Genomic DNA, 25,920 nt, shown 5'->3' with positions numbered 1-25,920 from the left:
GTTAGGTTGGTTGACGCCCGACCGGAAAACTACAACGGTGGCTAGCATCCGGTGCGGCACCATCGAAATGTATCGGCGCGGAAGATGGTCCGGTTTGATAAAGATTGACGATTTTCCGGATAAAGAGGGCACAAGCTCCACGTTTTGACAGCATTCGGACATTAAGCCAGGGCGCAAAACAGTCGAAACCTGAGTCGTCCTCAAAGTTCCTTCAGTGTCCAAACAACCCGAAGCTTTGACGGAAGCAGCACGTTCGTCAGGTATTTTTGTATTTCCGGGCACGCCGCGGACGGATCAATTGAAAGAATTACATGCTCCGACTAAAAGAAGAATAGGTAATTTTGTGCCATTACCGCTGTCTTCAATCCATTTTTGGACTCCTAAAAAATGCGCTCATTGTTCAACGAGTTGTTTGGCAACCGCCAAATCGTTTCCCGTCGAAAGACTGAAAACCGCCAATATCAATCACTTGAGTCTCGCTGCCTGTTGGCAAGCGTTTCTTTTGACGCGATGTCGGGGCAAGTTTCAATCATTGGCGATGCCGCCGATGACACTGCGATTATCACCGTGGTTGGAAGTGACCTGAATGCGAACGTGAACGGCATGGACAACATGTTCCCGCTCACGGACGTCAATATGGTTTACTTCTCAGGGAAAGCCGGTGTCGACACATTCCGTAACGACACCGCTGTCGATTCCCGAGCCAACGGTGGCGACGACGATGACCGCCTGGTCGGTGGATCGGGTTTTGACAACTTCGTCGGCGGAAACGGAAACGATCGACTGATCGGAAACGAAGGCGACGACCAGCTTCGCGGAAACGATGGCGAAGACGAGATCAACGGAAACGATGGCGACGACCTGATTATCGGTGGCGATCGCCGCGACCGCGCATTCGGTGATGCCGGAAATGACCGCATCTATCTGGATGCCGGTAACGACTTCGGTGAAGGCGGAGACGGCAACGACGAAATCTTCGGCGGTCTCGGACCTGACCAGATTATCGGCGGTGACGGCGATGACCTGGTCTACGGCCAGGAAGACGATGACATTCTCAACGGCAACGCTGGCAATGACACGCTTATCGGAAACGATGGAGACGATGTTCTCAACGGCGGCGCAGACGATGACCGCCTGGTCGGAAACGCGGGAATGGATACGCTCCAGGGAGACACTGGTTCGGATACGCTGCTGGGACTTGACGGCGACGATGAATTGCTCGGTGGCGAAGGCAATGACTTTCTCTACGCCGGCGACGGAGATGACTTCGTTAACGGAGGCGACGGCGACGACACCATCACCGGTGGACTTGGGGTCGACAACCTCCGCGGTGAAGAAGGAAATGACTTCATCTACGGTAACGAAGGAAACGACGGCCTCATTGGCGGGCCGGGCAACGATTCGCTGATCGGTAACGATGGCGAAGACAGCCTTTCAGGTGGAGATGGCAATGATCGTCTGATTGGTGGCGCCAACACGGACCGCATGTTGGGCGAGGACGGCGACGACATTCTCAACGGCGGCAACGGAAACGATGTCCAGCTTGGAGGCAACGGAAACGATACGTTGCTCGGCGGCAATGGCAACGATTTCCTCAACGGCAATGCTGGCGATGACAGCCTCAACGGCGAAGCTGGAAACGATTTGATTTTCGGTTCCGACGGAGACGATGAAGTCTACGGCAGTGATGGCGACGATGAGCTTCACGGCGACGATGGCAATGACCTTCTGGTTGGTGGCGCCGGCATCGACACGATTTTTGGAGAAGGCGACGACGACACGATCTTTGGCGGCGACGACGCGGATCTCATCCAGGGCGGTGAAGGCAACGACAGTATCTACGGTCAGGCTGGCAACGACGAGATCAACGGCAACGATGGCAATGATATTCTCATCGGTGCCGATGGCTTTGATACGATTCAGGGCGGCAACGGAGACGACTTCATCCGCGGCGGCTTCGGCAATGACCGCTTGTTCGGCGAGAACGGAGACGACCGACTCTTCGGTGAAGAAGGCAATGACGGGTTGATCGGTGGATCTGGCGGATCCGATTATCTTGTCGGCGGTGACGACAAAGACCGCATGCTTGTGGTCGGCGATGATGTCATTGCAGATCGTACTGCTGACGATGCACAGATCAACTTCCGCAATGGCGGACGAGGTTGGTCGAACATCGAAATGCGAGTCATCGACGACGCGTTTGCCAAGCTTCACGAACGAACTGGCAACACTCGTTTGCTTAAAGACACCGCAACGGACCAGCCACTGGTTTTCATCAAGGAAAACACAATCGCTGCCGGGACTCATCTCTCGCAGTCTGAACTGGTAACGATCACACGTCAGGTTACGGATCCGGCAACTGGCAAACTTGTTCCAGTCACGATCGTTGAGCGACAGTACTCGCTGGGCGAGTGGGACGAGACAGATCCGACTGAAAACCTTTTCCGTTCCCTTGAGTTGCCACAGGACATTGCACTTGCGTGGGCGTCCAGCGAAGGCATAACCGATGCGTTGCCACAAGAGACGACGTTGTGGAACCAGTTCAAGTTACTGACCGACTGGATTCCGATCTTCAATGAAGATGGCTCCCGTAATCCAAATCCGAACGTTCAGTTTTATCAGGTCTCTACGGACAATCAGTGGTTCCACCTGAAGAATGGAAAATTTGCTGAGGACCTTGCCATGTCCAACCCACAAGAAGACTTTGCCTCCATTTGGCGTTTGTACTTCGAAGACGGTCGCGAGCCTGAAAAAGTATTCCTCGCGAACAAGATTGAATTCGTGGACAACCTGTTTACGAAGCTGGAAATTTTCTAGCTTGAGCCTCGCGGTTCATCGCGAGATCAACTGCTGACAGATTCAAGCCTGACCGGTTAACGCTGGTCAGGCTTTTTTTATCGTTGGCGGTTTCTTGCGATTCGGATAGCAAGCCCGACAGAGCTCGCATTTCGTGCCGTCGCAACCACGGGCCGAACAGTGTTCCCGGCCGTAGAAAATGATCTGTAAGTGTAAATCGTTCCAGCAGGATTCCGGAAACAGTTTCTTCAAGTCGGCCTCTGTCTGTTTGACGTTCTTGCCGCTAGTCAGTCCCCATCGCTGAGCCAGTCGATGGATGTGCGTATCGACCGGAAATGCGGGAACACCGAACGCCTGGGCCATCACAACGCTGGCAGTTTTGTGTCCGACGCCGGGTAATCGTTCAAGTGCTTCAAAATCCGCAGGCACCTTGCCGTCGTGTTCATCGACAAGGATCCTCGACAGGCCAGCGATCGCTTTTGATTTCTGCGGCGACAGACCGCAAGGCCGAATGATTTCAAGGATCACTTCGACCGGAACCTCGCACATCTTTTTGGCGCTGCGAGCCAGGAGAAACAGCTTTGGCGTCACTTGATTGACCCGTTCATCGGTGCACTGGGCACTGAGCAGTACAGCAACCAGCAGCGTGAACGGGTTGCTGTGATTGAGAGGAATCGGCGGATCGGGATAGAGTTCCGCAAGTCGTTCTCGAACCAACTCGGCACGCTCGGCTTTCTTCATTGCTGGTCTTCGTCGTCGCTGGACTCAGATTCATCAGCCTTTTTCGATTTCGCTTCCGAAGGCTCTCCCTTGTCTACATCTTCCTTGCCTACTTCTTCCTTGCCAGCTTCTTCCTTGTCAGCTTCTTCCTCGCTGGCATCTGCCTTTTTCATCTCAGGTTCAGAGGCAGCCTCTTCCTCAAGCTCAAGAGCGGGAACATCGTCTTCTTTCTCTGCAACAGGCTCTTCTGGCAACGCTGGCTCGCCCTTTTTACGTACGCGATAGGAATGATCCCTTTTCCGCAACACCGTGGCAGACACAATTTTGTCAGGCTTGGCCTGTTCGATCGGACGTTCCATCCCATTGATTGTCAGTTCCGTTCGCTCAATTTTATCAAGCACATCTGCTCCGGAAATGACGCGGCCGAAAACCGTGTGCACACCATCAAGCGGTCGGTTGTACTTGAAATTGAGAAAGAACTGGCTGCCACCGGTATCGCGGCCAGCATTCGCCATGGCGATTGTTCCTGTGAAGTTTCGCCGAGCATCAGCCTGTTTGCATTCACAGTCGATCTGATAGCCCGGACCGCCCGATCCGATCCCTTCCGTTTCATAGCCACCTCCCTGAGCAATCGAATTTTCGATCACGCGGTGAAACAGCTTGTCGGAATAGTATCCGGACTCAACGAGCGACACAAAGTTCCGCACTGTGTTGGGAGCTTCGTTCTCGTAAAGTTCCAGCACGATGTCACCTGCCGTTGTTTCCAGTTTGACTCGTGGCAAATCGTCAGCCATCGCTTCCCGATGTCGAATCACCAACTCGTCAAAGACCTGCTTTTGACTGAGCTCCAGCCCACCCGCCTTTGCGGCAACCTCAAAATACAGAGGATTGATTTTCGATTTGATCAACTCCTGACCAACATCCAGAACATCTCCGTCGCGACCGGCTCGTGCGTCATAAACCATCACAGCCACTAACGCCTGAAAGACACTTCCATCGCCGGGCTTCTCCTTAAGTTCAACCAGAGCCTGTTTTCGAATGGACTCGATCAGCTCGTTTGCTTCATCGACCAGATCCCGGTACTCATCAGCGAGCCCGGGAGAAACGTCTCCGCTGTCGAGCGCTTCCGATGTCTCGATCAGTTTTGCGTTGCACGCTTTCCACGATTCGCTCAATGACGCGAGATCGGTTTGAGCAACGGCGAACTCAGGCACACAAAACGCGGCAAACAACAGGCAGAAACCAATACGAAATAACATCGTTCACTCCATTTGCTGACGTTGGTCAGTAAGAAAAAGAAAGGACACACTGAGATCCAGCAATGTGTCCGGTCGTCAGACGATCAGACGTCAATTATTTCCCGCCGCCTGCGCCCGGCAAGAGGAGGTCAAACGATCCAGGCGTGCTATCCATGTCATCGTCCGTTCCGCCAGGCAATCCTGAGTCTGAACCCGTAAATCCAGGGCCGCCAACCGAACTGGAATTGGCAATTTTTTCCGGCATGTACGTATGAGAGCGGGCTCGCACCACTTCAGCACGAATGACTTTAGAAACATCCGTTGTGGAAGCCATGCGGCTGGTCATGTCAACGTTTCGCAATTTCAGCACCACGTCCATTCCCTCAATGACTCGTCCAAACGCGGTGTATTTACCGTCGTAAGTATGCGGGTTTGGCTGCTGTGTGATAAAGAACTGGGAACCGCCACGGTCTTTTTCCGGTGCCATCATCGACAGCGTGCCTCGGAAATGACTACGAATCTTCTCACCATCGCACTCGCAGGGGATTCGATATCCGGCGTCACCCATTCCGTTGCCGGTGGGGCTTCCGGTCATCGCGTATTCGCCAGGTTTTACCAGGTGAAACAACAAACCATCGTAGAACTTTTGATCACGAACAAGGTGAATAAAGTTCGCAACTGTATTGGGCGCGTGATTCTCGTAAAGCTCAACCAGAATATCGCCTTCGGTTGTCACAAGGAGCACACGCGGCAGATCGTCAGTATTGGATTCGAGACGACGAATCATCAGCTCCTGCTGATACTTCTCCATCGTCGCCTGCAGTTCCTGCCTGGCTGTCGAAAGATCGCCTTTGATCAGTTCTTCGTATCGTCGAAGTGCCTTGTCCGCGTTTTCGAATCGCTCGATCGCGTAGTTGGCCAGAAACTCGTACTCAAGCAACGATGGATTGTCGGGAAACTTCTCTTTCATCATCGCGATCAACTCCAGCGAAGCCTCTGGGTTGAAAAAGTCATCCGAATTACGAGGACGAAGCATTGACGCGAGGCGTTTCTGGATAATTTGAGTGCTCATCATGCTCGGCTTTTCACTGCTTTTAAAAGCAGCTTTGGCTTTGGCAAACACCTCTTTCCTCAAACGGGCATTGGCTACCTCAAGACGCTCAATTTCCGTCTTGTACGCTGCTCTGCGCTGAGGAAATCCAATGGGCAGGGTTCGGAACAGCAGGTCAATGCGGTCCTGATTGTTGCGCAGTTTTAACTGCAAATCACGAAAGGCCTTGGCCTCTTCGGATATTTCGCGATCTTCCGCCGATTCAGTTTCTGCCGCGTCACCGGGAGCATCAACCTGTTTAGCGTGAACCGCAGGTTCGGCTATCCAACCGGGCGCGAGCGCGCATGCCAGAATTAAAGTCCAGTTTCGGAGGGTAGGTTTCATTTTACGTAGCCCAGTTTTTGAAGTTTCAAATTGAGGCTGTGGGTCAAATCGCAACTCAAATGAATCATGCCAGGATTATCGGCTATTTTTTGTTGGTGTCGATTTTCTCAAAAGCGTACTCATGGTCCCGTTTGCGGAGAACGGTCGCTTTGATAATGTGGCCATGCTTGACACCCTTGATGACTTTCTCTTCGTCAGACTCTGAGTCAATTTCGACCGTCGAAGGCAAAGCATGCACATGCTCCATCCCCGAAACGATACGGCCAAAAACAGTCTGTGAGTATTTATCGTCCTCGCTTCCATTCCAGTCAAGTTCGGGATTGGGCAGCATAATCAACGCGAACACGGATGATGGCAATAGTGGTTCACGCTGCCTGTTCACCATCGACAGGCTTCCGGCGAAATGTTTTCGCGAGTCATCAAGCATTGACTCGTTCTTGATCAAATACGGTGCCGGCAATCTGCGGACGCGGTGAAAGGCACCCGTCTGAGCAACCAAATCCTTGACGACCGGATGCCAAAGCGCGTCATCATAGAATCCAGATTCGACAAGACTGATAAAATTGGCAACCGTCTCCGGAGCCTCATTCTCATACAGCTCAACGATCACATCTCCCGTCGAAGTTTCAAATTTGACCCGCGGCAAGTCGTCTGCTTCCGCTTCTTTTTTTCTTAGTTCGGATTCCCGTTCCCAGTTCGCAGCCAGCATGGGGCATAACCGAAACATGTTCTTGTCAGCGCGATTATCGAGAGCATCGATCGCTTCGCGAGCATCGGGTCGCTGGAGAAACTTCAGCCCGTCGGCGAACCGGTTGGTTTTGATTCCGACGAGTGCCATGCGTCGTTGAAGCGCAGGGTTGTCTCCGTCCTCAGAGAAAGTTCTTACCTTGTCCAGGATTTTCCACGTCAGCTCAAAATCGCCCGCAAGGTAAACCTGGTTGGAGATCGCAATCGCCATTTGAGTCAGTTCGTGATCGGGTTCATTGCATTCCAGAAACCAGTCGATCGCAGCTTTCTCAAGAACCGATTTGTGTTCCCGCAAATCATTCGCTGCATCAGGCCATTTCTCTTTCCACGCGTGCGACTCTTCCAATGAACTGTCGAAAAAGTGCAAACTGATTTTGCGGCATTCCTTGGCCAACTCGCGTCCACGAAGCAACGCCTGCTCGAACCTCTCCCTGGAAGAAACGCCCTCTGTAGCTTCCTGTGCGGCCACAGATTCCATCTGTCCAACAACCCCAACGATCAGAATCACAACCACCGCGAGACATCGAATTGTTTTGCAATTAAAAGGTGAGTTCATCGGGGCTCAAATCGTTTCACGAATGTTATCATGGGGCTTTCAAATTGTACGCTTATCGTGTCCGCTCAAACATGGCCAAAATAACTCGAGGAAAAAATCTCAAGGACTTCAACAGCCAACAGTCCAGCGCGGACGTCGGCAAGTTGCGAATTATTGGCGGCACGTTTCGGGGCAGGCAGATCGAGTACTCCGGCGATCCGGTCACGCGGCCCATGAAGGACCTGACGAGAGAAGCCTGTTTCAATCTGGTCGGAGGCTACGTTGAGGGCAAGGCAGCTTTTGACCTTTTTGCCGGCACCGGAGCCATTGGACTGGAGGCACTCAGCCGAGGGGCCACGCAGGCTTTCCTTGTCGAGCGTCACATTCCTACGTTACGTATCGTTGAATCGAATGTTCAGTCCCTTGGGCTGGAATCGAAAGCCAAAGTTATCAATTCTGACACTTTCTTCTGGGTGCGTCAGTTCCTCAACGACCGCGATTCGTGGCCGGCCGAACCGTGGGTGGTTTTTTGCTGTCCACCTTACGCGCTCTTTGAAGATAACCGCGATGAGTTGCTGATCACGATGCACAGCCTGATCGATGTCGCACCTGAAGACAGCGTTTTTGTCGTCGAGTCGGATCATCGATTTCAAACCAGCGATCTTCCCGATGAAGTCCAATGGCAAACCCGATACTACCCGCCTGCATACATCTCGGTGGCCCATAAGCGGGGCTAGAACTGGTTTAGGCCTCAAAGCCTGGCTAATTCAACATCCCGCTAGCAATTTTCATTCTGCGAATGCGATTTGAAACTCGACTCTGATCAGGAGCCGTTCCGATGTTTCTTGGTAGACATAGTCGCACCCAGAAGCCCACGAAACCTGCATGCATTCGCGTCCAGCCAACTTCACTCGAACAACGAAGATATCACAGCTGTTGGCATTGTTCGTCCTGATCGGATTGCTCGGTCACGTCGATCGCTCTGATGCGCAGATCATGCGATCACCCAACAGCGCCCAAGCCAGCGAACAACCGAAATCCAAATGGCCGCCTGCAATTCAGCTGCTCAAGGAACTGACCGCGTTCGAGGAGTTCGAGCTGACAAAAGCCTGGGCAGTTCGCACCAAAGAGCTGGCCGAGTACCTCTGCGACGAAACAGAAGTCACCAGTGAAGAAGCAGTCGAAGCGTTGATGGCATTGAATCAGCAGCGACAGGCGGTGACCCCATTAATTCAGCAAATCTCCATCAGCCAACCGTCCGGCGGGCTCAACGTGGAAGCCGCGGAACTGGTCTCGGAATTGCAAAGGTTTCAGTACCGACTGGGCCGTCGGATCGAAGTTTGGGCCGGCGTGATCGATCATGCGAAAGCCGTTGCATCGAAAAAGATAACTCCAGTCCGAACGGTCAGCTTGAGTTCGTTACCAGAGAATCTTGATGAGCTGCTGCAGAAACAAATCCCCAACAACACGGGATGGCAGGAGTATCTTGCATGGGATGCTTTGGTTGAAGCAGCCAGCGTTTCAAATATGGACAAGAATGCTCGCCGAGACCTGCGTGAAGCGTCACAGAAATTTTTGGCGCGTTACCATTCTCCGTCGCTTACCGATGCCCAACGAGATCTGTTTCAACCATTCTTCGCCCCTGAGATTCTCACGGCGATTCGAGACGCGGCATCTGATGAAGTTGATCATACGATGCTGATGAAGCTGATCGAGATGATGGAGCAAAAGCACTCCGGCAAGTATGCGACGTATCTGAACAATGAGTATCAAAACCTGCTGTGGTCGGAGGATCCTGTTGCTAACGAGTTGGCAGCGACGATCGATTCTCACTGGCGAAACGCAAACTTTCGAATTGCAATCAATCAGAGAATGCTAAACCAGATGCTGCCACAGGTACCTGCGATGACCGAACCGGTGTCGGAAAGAATCCAGGGAGCCAAGGTCTCTGGCCAAAGCCTGATCGAGAATCAGTTGCGAATCGCGTTGATCCCTAACCCTAACGAAATTTCGTTGGGTATCGAAACGATCGGCCATGTGACGTCGGAAACGGTCGCCAAGCGAAGCGGATTCATTTTCGAGAACCGGGGCCTGGCAGATTTCAAGGTCTTTCAAAAGCTGGCGTTCAGCCGCACGGGCGTTACGTCGGAAGAAGCTCAGGCAACGTCGACAGCGCGACAGCGTCTGACCGGTCTCCGCGGCAGCTACGATCGAGTTCCGCTGGTCGGCTGGTTGACTCGAAAAATCGCCAAGCAAAAGGCAGAAGAGCAAACGCCGGAAGCACTCAAGCTGACCAAGCATCGTGTGGAAACGGGCGCCAAGCAGCGCGTGGAACAGGAAGTCAACGATCTGGTACAGCAACTGCGCAAAGGCATTCACGAGGTGGTGTTGTCACGACTGATCTCGATGGATCTGGAACCGGAAACCGTCCAGTTGAGCACGTCAAATCAGCGGATCGTCGGTCGCTACCGTGTCGCGGGCCGTGACCAAATGGCGGCGTGGCAGCCACGGCCTACCGATTTTGAGTCAGACCTTCTGACGGTTCAGTTTCACCAATCGGCGCTCAACAATTTGATCGAGCGTTTTGGGATCAATGGAAAAAAATTCGACGCGATCACGCTAGGTCAGCATATCGAGAAAATCACCGGCATTCCGTACGAGTCAAAAAACACGGAAGCTGAAGCGACGTTTCAGTTTGAAAAATATGATGGCGTTCGAGTGGATTTTGAAGACGGCATTGCCAGCGTGACGTTCAGTTTTCGCCGATTTCAGATTGGCAACGGTCGCCCCTGGAAGAAAATCAAGGTCACCACCAGCTTCGTCCCGAAATACATCGGAACGCGGGTCGTGCTTGATCGCGTCAACCTTTCAGAAGTGGTTTCGGAGGGTTCTGATTTACGGCTTGCCGACCAGATTGCGATTCGTGGCGCGTTCAAAGTTATTCTCGATCGACAGTACGCGTTCGACCTGTTGCCAGCTGCCGTTCGTGAAAAGGTACCTGGACTGGCCCTCGGAATTGGCCGGCTATCTTTGGCGGAAGGCTGGTGCGGCGTGGCGCTGGACAACGCTTCGAATCTGAACCAGCCCGTGCCAATCGTTGCTCCGGAAGAAGTCGTTCCAGGGTCGTGGTCCGATCAACTGGGATCGTTTCAACCAGAGGCTTCGCGTGTCGAAACACCGCGGACGGCCCGTAGGTTGAAATACTAGAGCAGGGTTGAGTTGTGCCAGGCGACGCGTTCGCTGCTCTTTGACCCATTCGCTTGCACGCTTGCATGGATGCTGGTTTGAGGCCAGTTATTGCCGAGTCCTGGCAACGCCTGGCCATTGGCCCGGAACACATAAATTCCGCTTCTTTCGAATTCTGCCAGCGTGCTCACCCGCACGGCTGCCTGAGCATTCTCGCCCGGCACAACGACACACCGTTTCGATCCATCGACGCTTTCATTGGTTTCGATTCCGCGAATTGCCCGCAGACGCAAGCCATTGTTTGCCTTGAGCAACTTCGTTTCCGAATTCCAGATAGGCGGACGGCCCTGATTCGTTGGTGGCATGGCCCTTGCTATTGATTTCCATCGCAGACACCGAATCTTGTGACTCACTGCCTGCCGCCTACGACCTTTCCATTTTTATTGAGACGCCATGAAGAAGAATGAATCGATCTCCGGGATCATGTCAACTGAACTGACCACCGTTCATGACGGACAGCCGGTTTCTCAACTAAGACAGATCTTCGAGGAAAAGCCAATTCACCACGTGCCGGTCGTCAGTGGCGAGAAACTGATTGGGATCGTGACATCCAATGACTTTATGCGAGTTTCGTTTGGGGAGTTTGGAAATCAGGACGGCAAAGGCCTCGATAGCATCCTCGACCACACTTACAAGATGCACGACATCATGAATCAAAATCCAGTAACCATTCCGCAGACCGCGACGATTCGCGACGCAGCTCGGTTGCTTGGCTCACACAGCTTCCACGCGTTACCAGTCGTTGACGGAGAAAAACTCGTGGGCTTGGTCACATCGACGGACCTGATTAACTTTCTTGCCGAACTGTAAACCCGGCGTAAACGCCGGCGCACATTTTGTACGACAGTTTCTGAGAAAGGATGATTATGCAACTTCGAACGGAATCACTCGCAGCAATCTTCACCTCCGCAATTATGGTGATCGGTGGGGCTTGGGTATGCGCGAAACCACCGCTGCAAACGCCAGCCCTGACAAACCAGGCGAACGCCAATCAGCAAGAGCAGGTTCAGTCGGAGCCCGAGCGGGTTGACGACACTCAACTGTATATGGATGCCAAGCTCGCCAATTCGCAGAAGGTCCTGGCCGGTTTGGTGACCGAAGATTTCGTCAAAATCCGGGACAGTGCCCGGCAACTGAAGAAGATTGCCGAGGCAGCACATTGGCCTCGATCAGTCGACGAAGTCTACCAACACTACAGCGTCTCCTTCCGCCGTCAGTGTGACAAGCTGGCGGAACATGCCGAACGTGAAGACTTGCAAGCGGCTCACTACACCTACCTCCACATGTCGACGACTTGCATCGATTGCCACGGTTATGTCCGTAGCCGTTTCCGCATTGAGAAACCTGCCAAAGGAGGCCCTGTCAAACTGATCCCGACCCAGTGGGACGGTCCGACCAGACGCAAACATGGTCCTCAACCGGACGACGATGACCTGGACGGGTAGTCGTTCTGGCTGGGTGACGACCAAGCCCCGAACGAACATTCGGTCGTTCTCGAAAACCCAACTCATCGACTGGCGACCAGCGAGACAGATTTTTTAAGCAACCTAACCATTGACAGTCACGAACAGAAAGACCAAACCATGATTTGCAAAAGACTTGCCGAATCCATCCGTGAAATTACCAAGCTGACACCGTCTGTTTCCCGACACGATATCGTTCGCATCGTATGCAATAGCTGCGAGAGAGTTACGAAGTGTCCGAACCTTGCCATGGAGCACGCGGAACAAATCGTGCAACTCCGCGGCTCGAACGTAGTTTCAAACGAGCGATAAAGTTCGCGACGATTGCGATTCGTCAGAGCCCGATCGAATCTGACATCGCTGTGATGAAAGCGGTCGACGGACGCACTTACCGGACTGGTTTCCACTTTGGCCGCTGAACCGCCGTCGATGGCGGTTTGCTCGCTGGTAGCTGGGGGCTCGCAAACACAGACGGCTGGGTCGATGGTTTCGACGGCGAAAGCCAGCGTGTATCTTCGCCGCCCCAACCAACGATCGCATTATCACCGGGCTGACCGGTTGGAGGATCAATTTTCAGATCCAGCGTCGCAACATATTCGATGCTGCCGATCATCATCGAGACGCGAACTTCGACCTGTTTGCTGACCGGAATCCGATCGGTCCAGGGTAGATGCAAAAGCGTTCCCATGTTGCCAAGTTCATCGCGCGACAGGAACAGCTTCAACTCTTTCGGCAAGAAAGTCCACTTTCCAATCTCTCCAGCCAGATTGTCTTTCACGACCACCGTCAGTTCGCCGGCTTGGTCAACAAATTCTCCATCCGAGTTCAGCGTCTGGATCATGATCTCGAGACCATCATGGCCTGCAACTCCATCGAGATCCTTGCCGCGCGTCGCGGACGGGACAATCTCAATTCGATCGACTTCCTGTTCGTCGGCAAGCTGAAGTTCCAACTCCTCGAAACCGACTTCCAGTTCCGGACCGTCGGAAAGTTCCAGTGTTGGAGCGTTTCGTAGCGTTGTATCGCCGGTTGGAGAGTTCGACTGGTTATCAAGATCAAGTGGCAACGCGTTCGTATCGCCAGCCGAAGGCACTGTCTCAACGCCAGGGTTGGTCACTGGTGACTCAATTGGCGTGGGAGCCATCGGAAGCACTTGGCCTTCATAGCTTTGTCCGTTGTAAATCTGACCCTCGTAAACCTGGCCGTCGTAGTAGACTTCGCCTTCGAGTGGTGCCTGGTAGACCGCAGTACCGCCGGGCACTATCTGGTCTTCGTAGATCACGTCGCCTTGCACTGGCCATGAGTTTACGACCATCGGCGATCCCGCAACGATTCCGCTGCCGATAACATCGTTGGTAGCGACGGCGTTTGATCCGCCGGTTAGCACGCGCTCGTGTTGCGATTTGAGCGCGTAGTATTTGTCTTCGAGGTCAAGAATCTCGGCACGGAGCAACGCTGTTTCGCGCTCACACTGCACGGACGTGGTCCGACATCCCGGAGCCGCGGCCAGGATGCTGCCGAGCAAAATGATGATTGTGATGAAGCGCATTTCTGACGCCCGTTTGCTGCATTGGAACTAATTCGACCCAACCTTTACGGGAAAAAGGCACCTCAACGCAATGTCAATTGCATCACGAATGTGACCTCAACACGCTGATCCACCAGGAAGCTCTGATTTGCGGACCGCGGGACGGTTGTGGGCTGTCAGTATCAACGCCGTGCCAAACTGCTGGCATAAAACTGCTTTCACCCAGAGCGATGACATCAATGCTTCGACAAAAAAACGGACCAGCGACATCGTTGTCACGGGTCCGTTTCGAATTTCAGATTTGCAGCACTATTAGGCACTGTTTGACAAATTGATCTTCATGTCGTCAACGCGGCCAAACATGAGCGGCAAGGGGCTCACAGTTAGCAAACAGTGCCTAGCCGACCACGACTTCCGTTTCCAGCTCAGCATCTACCTTGAGCGAATTGGTGATGAAGCAAGCACCTTTCGCTTTCTTCAGAAGGTTTTCAGCCCGCGCGACATCCGCTTCGGCGTCCACGACCAGTCGAGCCTTCACCTTGAAGCCCACGAACTGAACGCCGTCAGACGCTTTGTCCAACTCGCCAACAACTTCGCACGAAAGATCTTTCCACGCGTACTTCGACATCCCGGCAATGGCTCGAAACGAAAGTGCGTAGCAATCGGCAACCGCCGCGACCAGCAGGTCTTCGGGCGACCATTTGTCTCCAGGACCACCGAATTCCTTGGGAGCATTGGACTCCATGGGCTCGAGGCCTTCGATGTCAATGTTTACCGAACCCGAATCGGTCGTCTTCGCAGTCGCGGTATAGAAATGATGAAAATCCATATTGCGTTCTCTTTCGGAGCGTTACTATCTGGAAATATTGACGCGATTGAGCCAAACGCAATTCTATGCGGATGCTTCTTCGATGCTCGCGACGACGCGATCGATCAAGTTAAACTCACGAGCCTCTTCCGAGCTCATGAAGTTGTCACGGTCCGTGTTCTCTTCGATCTCTTCGACTGACTTGCCAGTGTGATGAGCAATCAGCTTGTTGAGATGGGCTTTCACACGACGCAGTTCTTTGCGATGGATCATGATTTCTTCCGCCGTGCCTTGCATTCCGGCAAGCGGCTGGTGAATCATGATGCTGGCGTTTGGCAATGCGAAACGCTTGCCGGCAGCACCTGCCGTGAGCAGCATCGCGCCCATCGAGGCGGCCTGACCCATGCAGTAGGTGGCCACATCGCAGCTGACGAATTGCATCGTGTCGTAAATCGCCAATCCAGCGGTTACGCTACCGCCAGGTGAGTTGATGTAGAGATGAATGTCTTTCTTCGGATCTTCTGATTGAAGAAAGAGCATCTGCGCGACCAGCGAATTCGCCAGATCCGCAGTCACCTGCTGACCAAGGAAGATAATTCTGTCTTTGAGCAGTCGGCTGTAAATGTCGTAAACGCGTTCTTCTCGACCAGTGTTGTCGACGACGTAAGGAACGATTGGCATGATTTGTTGCTCCGGCTATTGAACCGTTGAAGGAATTGTTTTGAGTGATGGCTTGGCGACGTGCCGAAGTTTCGACTATTCGTCGCCATCCTTGGACGGCTTGCTGGTAATCTGATCGACCAAACCGTATTCCTTGGCCTCTTCGGCGGTCAGGAAAAAGTCACGATCAATGTCTTTACCGATCTGCTCGGCAGTCTTGCCCGTTGATTCTGCCAGAATCTGGTTCAGGACAGAGCGATTGCGAATAATTTCATCCGCCTGAATTTCAATGTCGCTAACCTGTCCGCTAACACCACCAAATGGCTGGTGAATCATGACGCGTGAATGCGGAAGACAGTAACGCTTGCCTTTGGTTCCGCCTGCCAGCAAAACGGCTGCTCCGCTGGCAGCCTGACCGACGCAGAACGTGGCCACGGGGCAATTGAGAATCTGCATCACGTCGTAGATCGCGAGCGTTGCGATTACGTCGCCACCAGGAGAGTTGATATAAAAGTTGATGTCTTTGCGTTTGTTTTCGCTCTGCAGATAGAGCAATTTCATGACGACTTCGTTGGCGTTGCCGGTGTGAATTTCACCTTGCAGAAAAACGATGCGATTTTCAAGCAGCAAGTCACCCAGAGTCATCGTACGCTGGCGCTGATAGGCCGCGTGGGCACTCGCATTACGTAGATCGTGCAGCGCAGGCAGATCGTTCAGAGCTGGCGCCTGATTCGAGTTTGAGCCGATTGATTGAAAAGGGTTCAAGGCAGCGATCCTTATCCATTGAGTTGATAATTATTCTTGAAACGTACCGTGATCAGCCAAAACGGACAAGGCGGGCATTTTCTGGTCGCTTTTGACCGTGTGAACTGGCAACGCGGTTCGTAGACAGACCGATTGCGACAGCTGCGACCCGTTTACCGGTGGTGCTATAATCGGGGCATCATTGCCCTTTTTGGATCAACGTCATGAACTCAAAATCAGACTCCTCGTATGGAGCTTCTTTCTTTATACGCATCGCTATTCTGCTGGTGCTGCTGGTGGGAATCGGAGGAGCCTTTGCCTATGACCGGATGGTGCTGTTACCCGCCGGAAAAGAGGCCGTTGACCGCGTGGTTGAAGCGAGCGGCCAAGCTGGTGCAAATCGGACGGCAGTCCATGAAGCGGCTGGATGCGAACCGACGTCGTCTGAGACTGCTGGCGACTATCTGATCGAAGATTGGTCGTTCAGCCGGATTCTGCCCAACCTGGAGGGTTACAAAGTGACCGTCGTTTATCTGGACGATCAGGTTGCCGAGACCTTTCGGGGTGGTATTCGAGACTCCGAGCGGGAAGAGTTTCGGAAGTAGCCGACGACTTGAAGCAAATCAGATCAGATCAGATCAGATCAGATCAGATCGCCACGGATACCGATCGTCGAGACCTGGCTCTGGGCCAAACATGGAGCTTGAGTCATCATGTCGCAAATGGCCCAAAGCCGATTCCTCGAACGAACTTTGGTCTGAAGGGTTAAACTTCAAGCATGAAGATAGCTGCGGGATTCCAGATTAATATCGGACGGCCGGGCGAACTTATCACAAAAAACTGATCGCCTACTTCGGCGGCCGCTTGGCCACACAGATCCGGGCCGAGCTCTCCGGTTACTCGACCTCCATGCTCATCACGGGCATTTTTTCGCCGACGGTTTCCAGCTGTATCGTTCGACGCGTCATTGATTCTTCCTCCGTGCCGAAGCCGCGAATGATCGTCATGTAGACCTTGTTTCGCGTCGAAGTTCGATTCTGGCCGCTGCCAAAGAATTTCGCCTTCAGCTGATACTTCCCCCGCGGGGCGTTGGCGTTGAAGTACATCTCGGGGCCAAAACCAGTCGTGATGTCGGATGTGATCGCTCCGCCGCTCTTGGTGCGGTTATGCTTGTAGAAACACTCTTCGCCAGAGGGTTCAACGACGTGCAAATCCACATCGGTTTGGTCCTGATTCCACATCATCGTGATCACAACGTCGGCCGTTCCAAACGGTAAGTGCTTGCCGAGCGTCTGCAGTCGAGCCGCGGCGAAATCTTTCACGGATGATTCGACTTTGCCAGAAACAATCTGACGAAGCAAGTGAATATACTCCGTTGCAACGATTTGTTTGAATTCGTTGCCCTGGCGTTGGAAGGTGCCGTTCATCGCGATTTCATAGTACACGATCGCCATGTCGCCTTTGCCAAGCTGAGCCAGACATTGTCCGATCGCGGGATAGATGTTGCCCTGAAACGGACGAGCCTGAGCCACGCGACGTAGCAAGTGAAACGCTGTCGCCGGGCGCTCCAGTTCCATGGCGGTGAACGCCACGTCACGCGCCACGATGATGTCACCAGGATTACGCTCGACGAGAGAACTGTAGACTTTGATCGAGTCATCGACAGATTTCACGGCACGACGATTCGCCTCGGCAGAGATCGCGTCGTAGTCAAGATGTTCGAGTCCGATGGCTTTTAAATACGACTCGCTCAGTTCTTCTTTCGTCGCCAACGAACACTCCATCGACTGCGAGATGGCATCAACTTTGATGTCGTCCATCGCCAGCTTGAGCGCCGTTGGCATTTTGAACTCCATGCCCGGCATCGATTCGAGACGGTCCAACCAGGCCAGCAATTTGGCTTTCGGATCGACCAGTTGTTCGGCAAACTTCTCCAACGTTTCAGCGACCAGTTTCGAAGTCGATTTTGCTTTGACGACGAACAGGTCTTCCTGTGGCTTGATGTCGAAGCGCTGATAGTCAGCTTCAGACTCCAGCATCAGCAGACTGCAAGTCCTGCCCGTGATGCGGAAGTGACGGGCGTAGGCCGCCGAGACGTCGAAGACTTGCGAGCCCAAACTTTCCAGCTGCCCGACCGCGACGTGGCCGTACATCCGCGATGCAAGTTGCGATTCGATGGTTGTCGGAGTCAACGTGATCGCTTTCGATTCATTTCCCTGTTGGAATTTGAGCTCGATCGATTCCTCGACGTTTCCACGTCCAACGATCGTGAGCGTCTGCCCGGGATAAACCCACTGGACGCGGCCGGCGGTGAGAATGTCGCTGGCTCCTGCGGCGGCGATCGATTTCAGTTGCCAAGGCCGTTTGCGATGCGCCGTGGAAGCCGTTTTGATTTCGTCTTCGGTTGCGACGCTGAACACGGCGCCTCCGGACTGACCAGCGAGGAATCGCAAACCGGAAATCGCTGTTCCGCTAAGCCCCGTTTGGTAGGCGAACAGGCTGCCAAGCTGCGATTGCTGCAGCCGTTGGTTGATCAGCCGCAGGTCCGTTTCGCCCCACGTCGCCGCACCATCGCTGAGCAAAAACAGATCGGGCTGATTCGCTTCGTCGCCAGCCCATTTCGCGTCGGCGAGCGCTTGGACGGCACCGTAGAGATCGGTCGCGCCTTCGAGTGCCAGATTCTCCAGCGTCGTTTTCAGCGCCGCAACATTTTCCGGCGTGTTGGCGACGTAATTGTCTTTCCAAAAATGCTGGTCGACATTGAAGAACAGCACGTTGAACTCATTGAGCGAACCGCGATTGTTGTTGAGCGTCGATTCCAGGAGCTTCAGCCAAACGTTGAACTTGTCCGGTGAAGTGCTCAGTGACGTATCGAGCATAAAGATTGCTCGCGAACTCAAACTTCCTTCTTCGGCGGGCAGATCGGGCGTGGTTTGAACCGTCCAGAAATCGCCGTCTTCGTTGGACGAACGCAACACGGACTCACTTGTTCCGTTCACCGAAAGTTCGATCTTCGACAACGGCTGTTCGTCGTTTTGAAATACGAATCGCTTCTGTAGCTTGCCTTCGATCGCCGTTGGAACGGGATCGACTTCTGGAGTCACCGAATACGAAACGCCTTCCAAATCCTTAACGTTGACTTCGACCCCGCACTGCCCGGTTTGCTCAGGAAGGCTCAGTTCAAACTTCAGGCCATCTTTTGAACGCTTCAGGTTCACGTCGTAGCCCACGACAATGCGATGCAGTTTTTTCGGAGCCAGCGGGAAGACTTTGGCATTGAACACACCAGCACCCGACCATTCGACGAGAGCAGGATCGACTCGACGACGAACCGTTTCGCGAAACGCATGAGCCGCCTTTTCCTTCGGCACCATACGAGCTTCCTTGACGTTATCCCATTGGCCTTTGCGAGCCTCTTTGACGTCCTGTGCCCTCAGCGAAACGAACTGCGTTCCGTCGCTGAGAAATTCTTCGCCGGCAAGTTTTCCTTCGGGCGAGAAACCGTAGGCACTTTCACCAAACGCGAAGTAGTACAGCGAGGCGTCATCCGGCAGCCGCAGTTTGAAGTTGCCTTCGAGTTGTCGTTCGCGATCGTTGTAGTAAAAGTAGTCCACCAGAACCCGAGCTCGAAAACCGTCAACCTGAGCGTTAACTTGCATGCCGTTGAGCGAAAGTTCTTCTTTGTCGCCAACCATCAAACGTGTTGTGTTGGGAATGGCTTTGACGCGTTTCCATGATTTCGGTTTGGCAGATACTTCCGTGTCAAAAGCAATCTTTTCGTTAGCAAAGCTCTTCTTCAGATTCTCAATTTGCTCACGAATTACCGCAAATCCCGGATGCCCACTGCCCAAACGTTGCTCAAGTTTCGATGCCTCATATTCCATTTCGTCGAGTTTGGCCCTAAGAACAACGAGCGTATTCCGCCGATCTTCCAGTGAACCCGACTTCTTCAGTTCGTCTACTTTCTTAAACGACACAAGTACTTGCTGGAGCGAAGTTCGAACCCGTGTGAACTGCGACGTCGTCGAATTTGCCACATCGTTCTCTCGTTCCGCCAGCTTTGCCTCGATTCCGCGGACTTCAGCGATCGCTAACTCATAGTCAGGGTGCCCTGTGCCCACTTTTTGACGAACAAGCTCAGCGACAGCCTTTGATTCCGTGAGTTTCGCCTCGAAAGCAGCAGTGGAAGAAGCAGGATTAGCGTCACCGTCTGCTTCACTCTGCTGCTGCATTTCCCATCTTCGTTCCGAGAGCTGCTTGTTGATCTCTCGGCTTTGGGATTCAAGGTTTGCAAGCTGTTGAGCGCGTGCTGCTTTCTCGCGTGCTTCTCCTTTCGCCGATGAACTTGCATTTGCCGCTCTGGCTCGCATTAGCTCAATGAACTGCTCCCGCGCCCGTTCCGCTCGGACTGAAAGTTCAGGATCATCTTGGCCATTTCCAACAATTTCGACTTTGTCGGCCCCGAGCAGCGACTGAAGCATATCGCCTGCTTCATCTTCCACAGGAGGAAACGTATTAAGGTTAATTCTGCCCGGCGATTTCCCAAGATCACGCCATTGCACCCTTGGCTCACCGTTTTGATTCGGCAAACCAATGTCATTCCACAGATCTTCGGTGTAGCGACTGTGGTACGCAATGCTTTCATCCGCAAAGGATCCTTGTGTGAATTGAATATCGTTTCCGTCCGTGGGAAGAAAAGGCGAGCCATCAGATTCGATCGTTCCCTGAATGAGTTCAATCATTGGTTCAAAATCACTCTCGGCTACCACGTCTTCAGTTAGTTCGGTGCCACCACGTAACCTGACGCCCAAGTACTTGGATCTATCTGCTTGTCCGGCATCCGAAAACGTGATACTTCTGTCGACAACCGCAACTTTCTGACTGGAACGTCGTGTATCGTTTCGATAATAGTCGTTTGCAACCAGAACCCAGCCGCCGATCAACACAGCTCCCAAACAGGCCGCGATCGCAAGCGAAATCCAACGGCGACTTGAGCCAGAATTGATCGGGGCATTCTGCGCAATCGCGACCTTCTGCTCATCCGAAAGGCCAAGTTTTTCTTCATTCACATAAGCATCGCCGAGCAAGCCGACCATGCCGCGGATCTCTTCCACGGCCGATGCGAGCTGTGGCGATTCGGAGATGGCCTGTTCGATTTCGGCAGCTTCGGACGACGAAAGTTCGCCAAGCACGTAGCTGGTAAGTCGAGGATCGTTTTGGTCAATCATGAGATTCGTCTTCAGTAGGAGACATGTAAATTCGATTGTTTAACGGCAAGCCGTAGGCGACGGGGCGCAGTTGTGCAGGCGCCGTCGCCTACGGCTTGCCGTTAAATGATTCTGGATTGCTCAACTATCATTCTGGCACCATCCGCTGCCGCAGCTTCGTAATCGCCGTGTGCAAAATCACGCCGATATGAGAACTGCTCAAGCCCGTGACTTCAGCGATTTCGCGATACGTCAAACCGCCTTGAAACTTCAGTCGCAAGACTTCCTGCTGTTGGTCCGGCAACCGCGAGACGTGCTGCAACAAACCTTCCGCCGTTTCGACTTTCTCGATGGCAAGCATGGGGTTCATCGAATCATCCGCCCGAGCAACCAGTTGGTCACTGATTTGATCTTCCGGGGCAACTTTCATTCGACTTTCCTTCCGACAGACATCGATCGCGCGATTGCGGCAAACGGTGAACAGCCACTTCGCCAGTTTCGGACGCATCTCGTTTTCGCTCTGCTTACAGAGCTTCAGAAACGTGTCCTGGACGACGTCCCGAGCGGACTCCAGATCGAAAACGAAGTGCTGGGCGTAGCGCAGCAGCGGAGCTTCGTACTGCTCAATCGCAGCATCGATCCACGCTGGGGTTGCCGAGTCTTCCATCTGAGTTCCGTTCGTCGCTGTTCAAAGAGATGACGGATGAAGGGAAGCTTTATTAGAGAGAATTTTGAAAAAAGGTGGCATAGGCTTCCAGCCTGTGATTGCATGCGGTTTTCCACGAATCACACGAAACTGCACGAATCAATCGCGGATATTACAGAGCGCATGGTCGGAGCAACTCAAATGGAGTTTCGCGTTTCTGGCCCGCGAACACCTGCATTTCATTCGTGAAGATTTGTGCGATTCGTGGACAGACTTTAGCAATGCGACGGCTGGAAGCTGCTACGATCGCATGCAAACACAGGCTGGAAGCCTATGCCACCTTAGACGTCGAAATCGTCCAGCTGATCGACCAGGTCATCAAGCTCATCTTTCGGTTCGTCGATGCGATTTTCCTGACGCTTCTTCAGGCCCTGCATGCCAACCGTGTCGCGACGAGCAAGAACAAGCTGCTCGTCGCGTTCCAACGCTGCGATCTCTTCAGCGCTCTTGTTACTTTCGGGTGCACCGAACAGTTGCGACAAGTCGATCTTCATGCTGGCGACGCCATCGGACGATCCAGCGATCGCTGGGGTCTTGTGCTGCGGGAACATGATCGCGTTTTCAGGACAAACGCGACTGCACGCCGGGCAGCCTTTGCGACAGTTGTCAGGTTGCTCGACCAAAATCGTGTCGATGCGATCCACGCCGTAAACGCCGAACAGGCAAAAGTCGATGCACTCCATGCAGTTTGTGCACCGGCTGTAGTCGATGACGGGATACCAACGGCGACCATCGTTTTCTTCGATGCGTTGCACGACCGGTTCGCTGGCTTCCGGAGACGCCGCAACGACGGGAAGCGAGTTCGAAGCGGAGCCGTTTGAAGTCGCGCCGTTGGGCGAAGCTCCATTTAGAGCGACTCCATTGTTCGCGGGTGCCGATCCGCCAAGCCCGCCACCGAGGCCCACGATCTGAACTGCGTTTTCTGTGTGGATACGCTTGATCTCTTCGACAAAGTCAGCCGCCTTCATTGAAGTCTTCAAATCCAGACAGTAGATCTTTCGATCAGGAATTTCGCGTTGGTCGATGACGCGATCCTTGTCGTCCTGCTCTGACTCTTCCGCCTCTTCGTCATCATCTTCGTCGTCATTCTTCAGCAGCGTTTCGCCAACGTGGCCGTGAATCTGATTGCGATCCATCACCCAGTGGGCGGCTCGTTCGAACAACCATGAGCACACCACCAGATTGCCGCCAAGTTTTTTCAGCGCAAGCATACCGGTGCCGTCGGCTTTGAGATCGTAAAGGTTGGGCACGACGGTGACGTCGATTCCGCTTTCGATCATCAAGCCCATGACGATGTCTTCTTCCAGCTTTTTCTTTTTGGGATTCTTGCTGGGGCTTTGTGAGATGACAACGGAGAGTCGCTTGGCCATGTGGTTGTTCCGGGTAGCTTTAAATTTGATCAAACTGGGCTCTCCATCGTTTAACGGCAAGCCGCAGGCGACTGCGTTTGTGATCGGGGCGCAGTCGCCTGCGGCTTGCCGTTAAACGATGAAAAGGCGCCGATCGTGCCTATCTATTGTAATGTTTTTGGCTACCCATAGTTTCGGGAAATATTCGTCGATCATCGATTGCGACTGGAAGCCATAGCCACGAGGCGTGACCATATGTGTCAAACCGCTATGATAGGCTGCCCGAAAATTTCCTTCGTTTAACGGCAAGCCGCAGGCGACTGCGCCGGGTCTGCAGAATCGCCGTCGCCTGCGGCTTGCCGTTAAACGACCTGAGGCGGCACGTTTCGTACTTCACACTCTACGCCGAAAACTTGGCACTTTCTGAATGCCCGATCCCAAACAATCTTCTCTCTTCGAAACCCAGCCAGATCCCTGGCAGCTTGACGATCAAGATGATTGGCTGGCGGCGCGAATTGTGTTCGCTGCTCCACCGTTTGGGCCTTACGACTATTCGATTCCGGCTGAACTGGAGTCGTCGGTCAAAAAAGGAGTCCGCGTTATCGTGCCGCTGGGGCGTGGCAATCGCACAATGACGGGATATTGCATCGACATCATGACGCCGTCACATCCGGACGCGGCGACGGTCAAACCGAATCGGCTCAAGCCAATTTCTCGCGTTGTTGATGCGAAACCACTGATCGACGAAAAGCTGCTCAAGCTCTCCCATCAAATCGCAGAGTACTACATCAGTCCGCTGGGAACCGTGATCGAAACGGTCGTGCCGGTCGGAGCCCGCGAGAATTCGGGCACGCGAGAGATGCTGTTCCTGTCGGTCGATCCGGAAGTCGCTCGCGATCTCGATTCAGTCAAACTGACTCCGCTGCAGCGTAATATCATCGAGACGATGTTGGGCTCGAATCAGGACTGGACGCCGGGCGAGCTTGCAGAAACCGTAGGCTGCACACAAGGACCGATCTCAACGCTGCGTCGCAAAGGCCACATCCTTTCGTCGACTCGTCGCGTGCAGCAAAAGACGCATGAGATTCAGCCAGAAGCACGAACTGAAAATCTTGTCCTCAACGTCGAGCAACAAACCGCGCTTGATGCGATCGCCAAATCAATCGACGCCGAAGAGTACAAAACATTCCTCGTTCACGGCATCACCGGAAGCGGGAAAACAGAAGTCTACATTCGCGCGATTCAACAAGTCGTCGAGTACGGCCGCCAGGCAATCGTGCTGGTTCCGGAAATCAGCTTGACTCCTCAGACGCGGCGGCGATTTCGAGCACGTTTCGATCGAGTCGCCGTTTTGCATTCGCATCTGACCAGCGTTCAGCGAGCCTGGCACTGGCGGCAGATCGCGGAAGGCAATGTGCAGGTCATCATTGGGGCTCGCAGTGCCGTGTTTGCTCCCACGCCGCGGCTTGGTCTGATCGTGTTGGACGAAGAGCATGATGCTTCTTTCAAGCAGGATAACACGCCGCGATATCATGCTCGCGATGTGGCTCAGTGGCGAGCTGAATCGGAAAATGTTCCGCTATTGCTGGGCAGCGCGACACCGTCGCTGGAGTCCTGGCACAAGGCCCAAACGGGTCAGTTCAAAACGTTGTCATTGAAGAATCGTGTGCTGGATTTGCCGCTGCCCGATGTGGCCACGATCGACTTGCGGACGGATGTCGCGGGCATGAGAAAACGCTTCAGCCCAATCCACCAAAAACTTCGCCAAGAAATGGCGATGGCACTCAGCGAAGGCGGGCAGGTGATTCTGCTGCTCAACCGGCGTGGATTTTCGACGCGAATCCAGTGTCCGTCTTGCGGCAAAGTCGAATATTGCCCGGACTGCTCGATTCCGCTGACGCATCATGTCGAAGGTAAGAAAGCTGTCTGCCACTACTGCGATCACACGATCCCTGAGCCGCGTCGCTGCAGCGATTGTGGCAATGACGCGATTCGATTTTCCGGTTTGGGAACGCAGCGTCTGGAAGCCGAAGTAGCAAAGCTGTTTCCCGATGTCGAGATCGCCCGGATGGACACCGACACGATGCGGAAACGCGGCAGTCACGAAAAGGCGCTCTCGAAATTCCGCGATGGCGAAACGAAGATCTTGCTGGGCACACAAATGATCGCCAAGGGCCTAGACTTTCCGAACGTCACGCTGGTTGGCGTCGTCAACGCGGACACGTCGTTGCACTTGCCGGACTTCCGAGCCGCCGAGCGAACGTTTGGGTTGGTGACGCAAGTTGCTGGCCGCACGGGTCGTGGCGAACGCGGCGGTCGGGTTTTGGTGCAGACGTTCAGCCCGGAAAACCCAGCCATCGTTTGCGCGACGCGGCATGATTACGTGAACTTTGCCTCCGGCGAGTTGCCCGTGCGAGAGGAATTCAACTATCCGCCGTACGGAAAACTGGCTCGCATCGTTGTCCGCGGTGAAGTCATGGCCAAAGCCGAACAGATGGCGGAGCACATTGCCGAGTGCATCAACGAATCGGCTGACGAACTTGAACTACAGCTCTGCGTCATCGGCCCGTCGGCCGCTCCTTTGGAAAAGCTTCGCGGGCTGTATCGCTTTCATATGCTGATCAGCACAATAGAGACGAACACAATCCAGCGTGTCGTTACGCGGGCTCAAACAAAAATCAGGGAGATGGACGACATTCAGTGGATTGTGGACGTCGACCCCTACAACATGGTCTGAG

General features: G+C 53.6%; 19 protein-coding genes. 7 read left to right on the top strand and 12 right to left on the bottom strand.

Annotated features, from left to right (window positions below):
* Window positions 1–387: 387 nt before the first annotated feature.
* Window positions 388–2,817: a calcium-binding protein gene (locus MFFC18_RS01990; protein ID WP_075084818.1), complete on the top strand. Its 2,430-nt coding sequence runs from the start codon at window positions 388–390 to the stop codon at window positions 2,815–2,817.
* A gap of 66 nt (window positions 2,818–2,883) precedes the next feature.
* Here MFFC18_RS01990 and nth read toward each other — a convergent pair whose 3' ends face one another.
* From nth to MFFC18_RS01970, 4 genes are all read right to left on the bottom strand, one after another.
* The gene (gene nth / locus MFFC18_RS01985) at window positions 2,884–3,537 is read right to left on the bottom strand and encodes an endonuclease III (RefSeq protein WP_075084819.1); all 654 of its coding nucleotides are present in this window, start codon (window positions 3,535–3,537) and stop codon (window positions 2,884–2,886) included.
* Window positions 3,534–4,775 (bottom strand): peptidylprolyl isomerase, encoded by a 1,242-nt coding sequence (locus MFFC18_RS25190; protein WP_075084820.1) that lies wholly within the window; start codon window positions 4,773–4,775, stop codon window positions 3,534–3,536. The genes nth and MFFC18_RS25190 overlap by 4 nt, the downstream gene beginning before the upstream one ends.
* 94 nt (window positions 4,776–4,869) lie before the next feature.
* Entirely contained in the window at window positions 4,870–6,189 is a 1,320-nt protein-coding gene (locus MFFC18_RS25185) for a peptidylprolyl isomerase (RefSeq protein WP_075084821.1), read from the bottom strand.
* An 82-nt stretch (window positions 6,190–6,271) separates the two neighbouring features.
* Entirely contained in the window at window positions 6,272–7,492 is a 1,221-nt protein-coding gene (locus MFFC18_RS01970) for a peptidylprolyl isomerase (RefSeq protein WP_084417158.1), read from the bottom strand.
* A 71-nt stretch (window positions 7,493–7,563) separates the two neighbouring features.
* Between MFFC18_RS01970 and MFFC18_RS01965 the strand changes: the two genes are divergently transcribed.
* Window positions 7,564–8,208: an RsmD family RNA methyltransferase gene (locus tag MFFC18_RS01965; protein WP_075084823.1), complete on the top strand. Its 645-nt coding sequence runs from the start codon at window positions 7,564–7,566 to the stop codon at window positions 8,206–8,208.
* A 148-nt stretch (window positions 8,209–8,356) separates the two neighbouring features.
* A complete protein-coding gene (locus tag MFFC18_RS01960) occupies window positions 8,357–10,678 on the top strand; it encodes a hypothetical protein (protein ID WP_075084824.1) in 2,322 nt (773 codons plus the stop codon).
* On the opposite strand, the gene MFFC18_RS01955 is transcribed toward MFFC18_RS01960, so the two are convergent.
* Window positions 10,675–11,022 (bottom strand): hypothetical protein, encoded by a 348-nt coding sequence (locus MFFC18_RS01955; protein ID WP_075084825.1) that lies wholly within the window; start codon window positions 11,020–11,022, stop codon window positions 10,675–10,677. The two genes, MFFC18_RS01960 and MFFC18_RS01955, sit on opposite strands and share 4 nt — an antisense overlap.
* An 88-nt stretch (window positions 11,023–11,110) precedes the next feature.
* On the opposite strand from MFFC18_RS01955, the gene MFFC18_RS01950 reads away from it, so the two are divergent.
* Together MFFC18_RS01950 and MFFC18_RS01945 are read left to right on the top strand one after the other, a co-directional pair.
* Window positions 11,111–11,527, top strand: coding sequence for a CBS domain-containing protein (locus tag MFFC18_RS01950; RefSeq protein ID WP_075084826.1), 417 nt, complete (start codon window positions 11,111–11,113; stop codon window positions 11,525–11,527).
* A 56-nt stretch (window positions 11,528–11,583) separates the two neighbouring features.
* Window positions 11,584–12,162 carry a hypothetical protein gene (locus tag MFFC18_RS01945; RefSeq protein ID WP_148618592.1) on the top strand — a complete coding sequence of 193 codons (579 nt, stop codon included), beginning with the start codon at window positions 11,584–11,586 and terminating at the stop codon, window positions 12,160–12,162.
* Window positions 12,163–12,568: 406 nt separating this feature from the next.
* On the opposite strand, the gene MFFC18_RS01940 is transcribed toward MFFC18_RS01945, so the two are convergent.
* From MFFC18_RS01940 to MFFC18_RS01925, 4 genes are all read right to left on the bottom strand, one after another.
* A complete protein-coding gene (locus tag MFFC18_RS01940) occupies window positions 12,569–13,729 on the bottom strand; it encodes a hypothetical protein (protein ID WP_075084828.1) in 1,161 nt (386 codons plus the stop codon).
* 376 nt (window positions 13,730–14,105) lie between these two features.
* Window positions 14,106–14,537 (bottom strand): OsmC family protein, encoded by a 432-nt coding sequence (locus MFFC18_RS01935; protein WP_075084829.1) that lies wholly within the window; start codon window positions 14,535–14,537, stop codon window positions 14,106–14,108.
* A gap of 63 nt (window positions 14,538–14,600) precedes the next feature.
* The gene (locus MFFC18_RS01930) at window positions 14,601–15,197 is read right to left on the bottom strand and encodes an ATP-dependent Clp protease proteolytic subunit (RefSeq protein ID WP_075084830.1); all 597 of its coding nucleotides are present in this window, start codon (window positions 15,195–15,197) and stop codon (window positions 14,601–14,603) included.
* A 75-nt stretch (window positions 15,198–15,272) separates the two neighbouring features.
* On the bottom strand, window positions 15,273–15,884 hold the full coding sequence (locus MFFC18_RS01925) for a ClpP family protease (protein WP_075084934.1): 612 nt from the start codon (window positions 15,882–15,884) through the stop codon (window positions 15,273–15,275).
* A gap of 260 nt (window positions 15,885–16,144) precedes the next feature.
* Here MFFC18_RS01925 and MFFC18_RS01920 point away from each other — a divergent pair, with 260 nt between their 5' ends.
* Complete coding sequence (locus tag MFFC18_RS01920) at window positions 16,145–16,525, top strand: hypothetical protein (RefSeq protein ID WP_075084831.1); 381 nt, start codon at window positions 16,145–16,147, stop codon at window positions 16,523–16,525.
* A 291-nt stretch (window positions 16,526–16,816) separates the two neighbouring features.
* Here MFFC18_RS01920 and MFFC18_RS01915 read toward each other — a convergent pair whose 3' ends face one another.
* The 3 genes from MFFC18_RS01915 to MFFC18_RS01905 all read right to left on the bottom strand — a co-directional run bounded on the left by MFFC18_RS01915 (window position 16,817) and on the right by MFFC18_RS01905 (window position 23,203).
* Window positions 16,817–21,148: a hypothetical protein gene (locus MFFC18_RS01915; RefSeq protein WP_075084832.1), complete on the bottom strand. Its 4,332-nt coding sequence runs from the start codon at window positions 21,146–21,148 to the stop codon at window positions 16,817–16,819.
* 127 nt (window positions 21,149–21,275) lie between these two features.
* Complete coding sequence (locus MFFC18_RS01910) at window positions 21,276–21,794, bottom strand: RNA polymerase sigma factor (RefSeq protein ID WP_075084833.1); 519 nt, start codon at window positions 21,792–21,794, stop codon at window positions 21,276–21,278.
* 320 nt (window positions 21,795–22,114) lie between these two features.
* Window positions 22,115–23,203, bottom strand: coding sequence for a ferredoxin (locus tag MFFC18_RS01905; protein ID WP_075084834.1), 1,089 nt, complete (start codon window positions 23,201–23,203; stop codon window positions 22,115–22,117).
* A 406-nt stretch (window positions 23,204–23,609) separates the two neighbouring features.
* On the opposite strand from MFFC18_RS01905, the gene priA reads away from it, so the two are divergent.
* Window positions 23,610–25,919, top strand: a complete 2,310-nt coding sequence (gene priA / locus MFFC18_RS01900; protein WP_075084835.1) for a replication restart helicase PriA — start codon at window positions 23,610–23,612, stop codon at window positions 25,917–25,919.
* The last annotated feature ends 1 nt before the right edge of the window (window position 25,920 follow it).

It is taken from the genome of Mariniblastus fucicola, from assembly GCF_008087665.1.
Taxonomy (GTDB): Bacteria; Planctomycetota; Planctomycetia; order Pirellulales; family Pirellulaceae; genus Mariniblastus; species Mariniblastus fucicola.
This window is presented reverse-complemented; position numbering and strand designations above follow the sequence as displayed.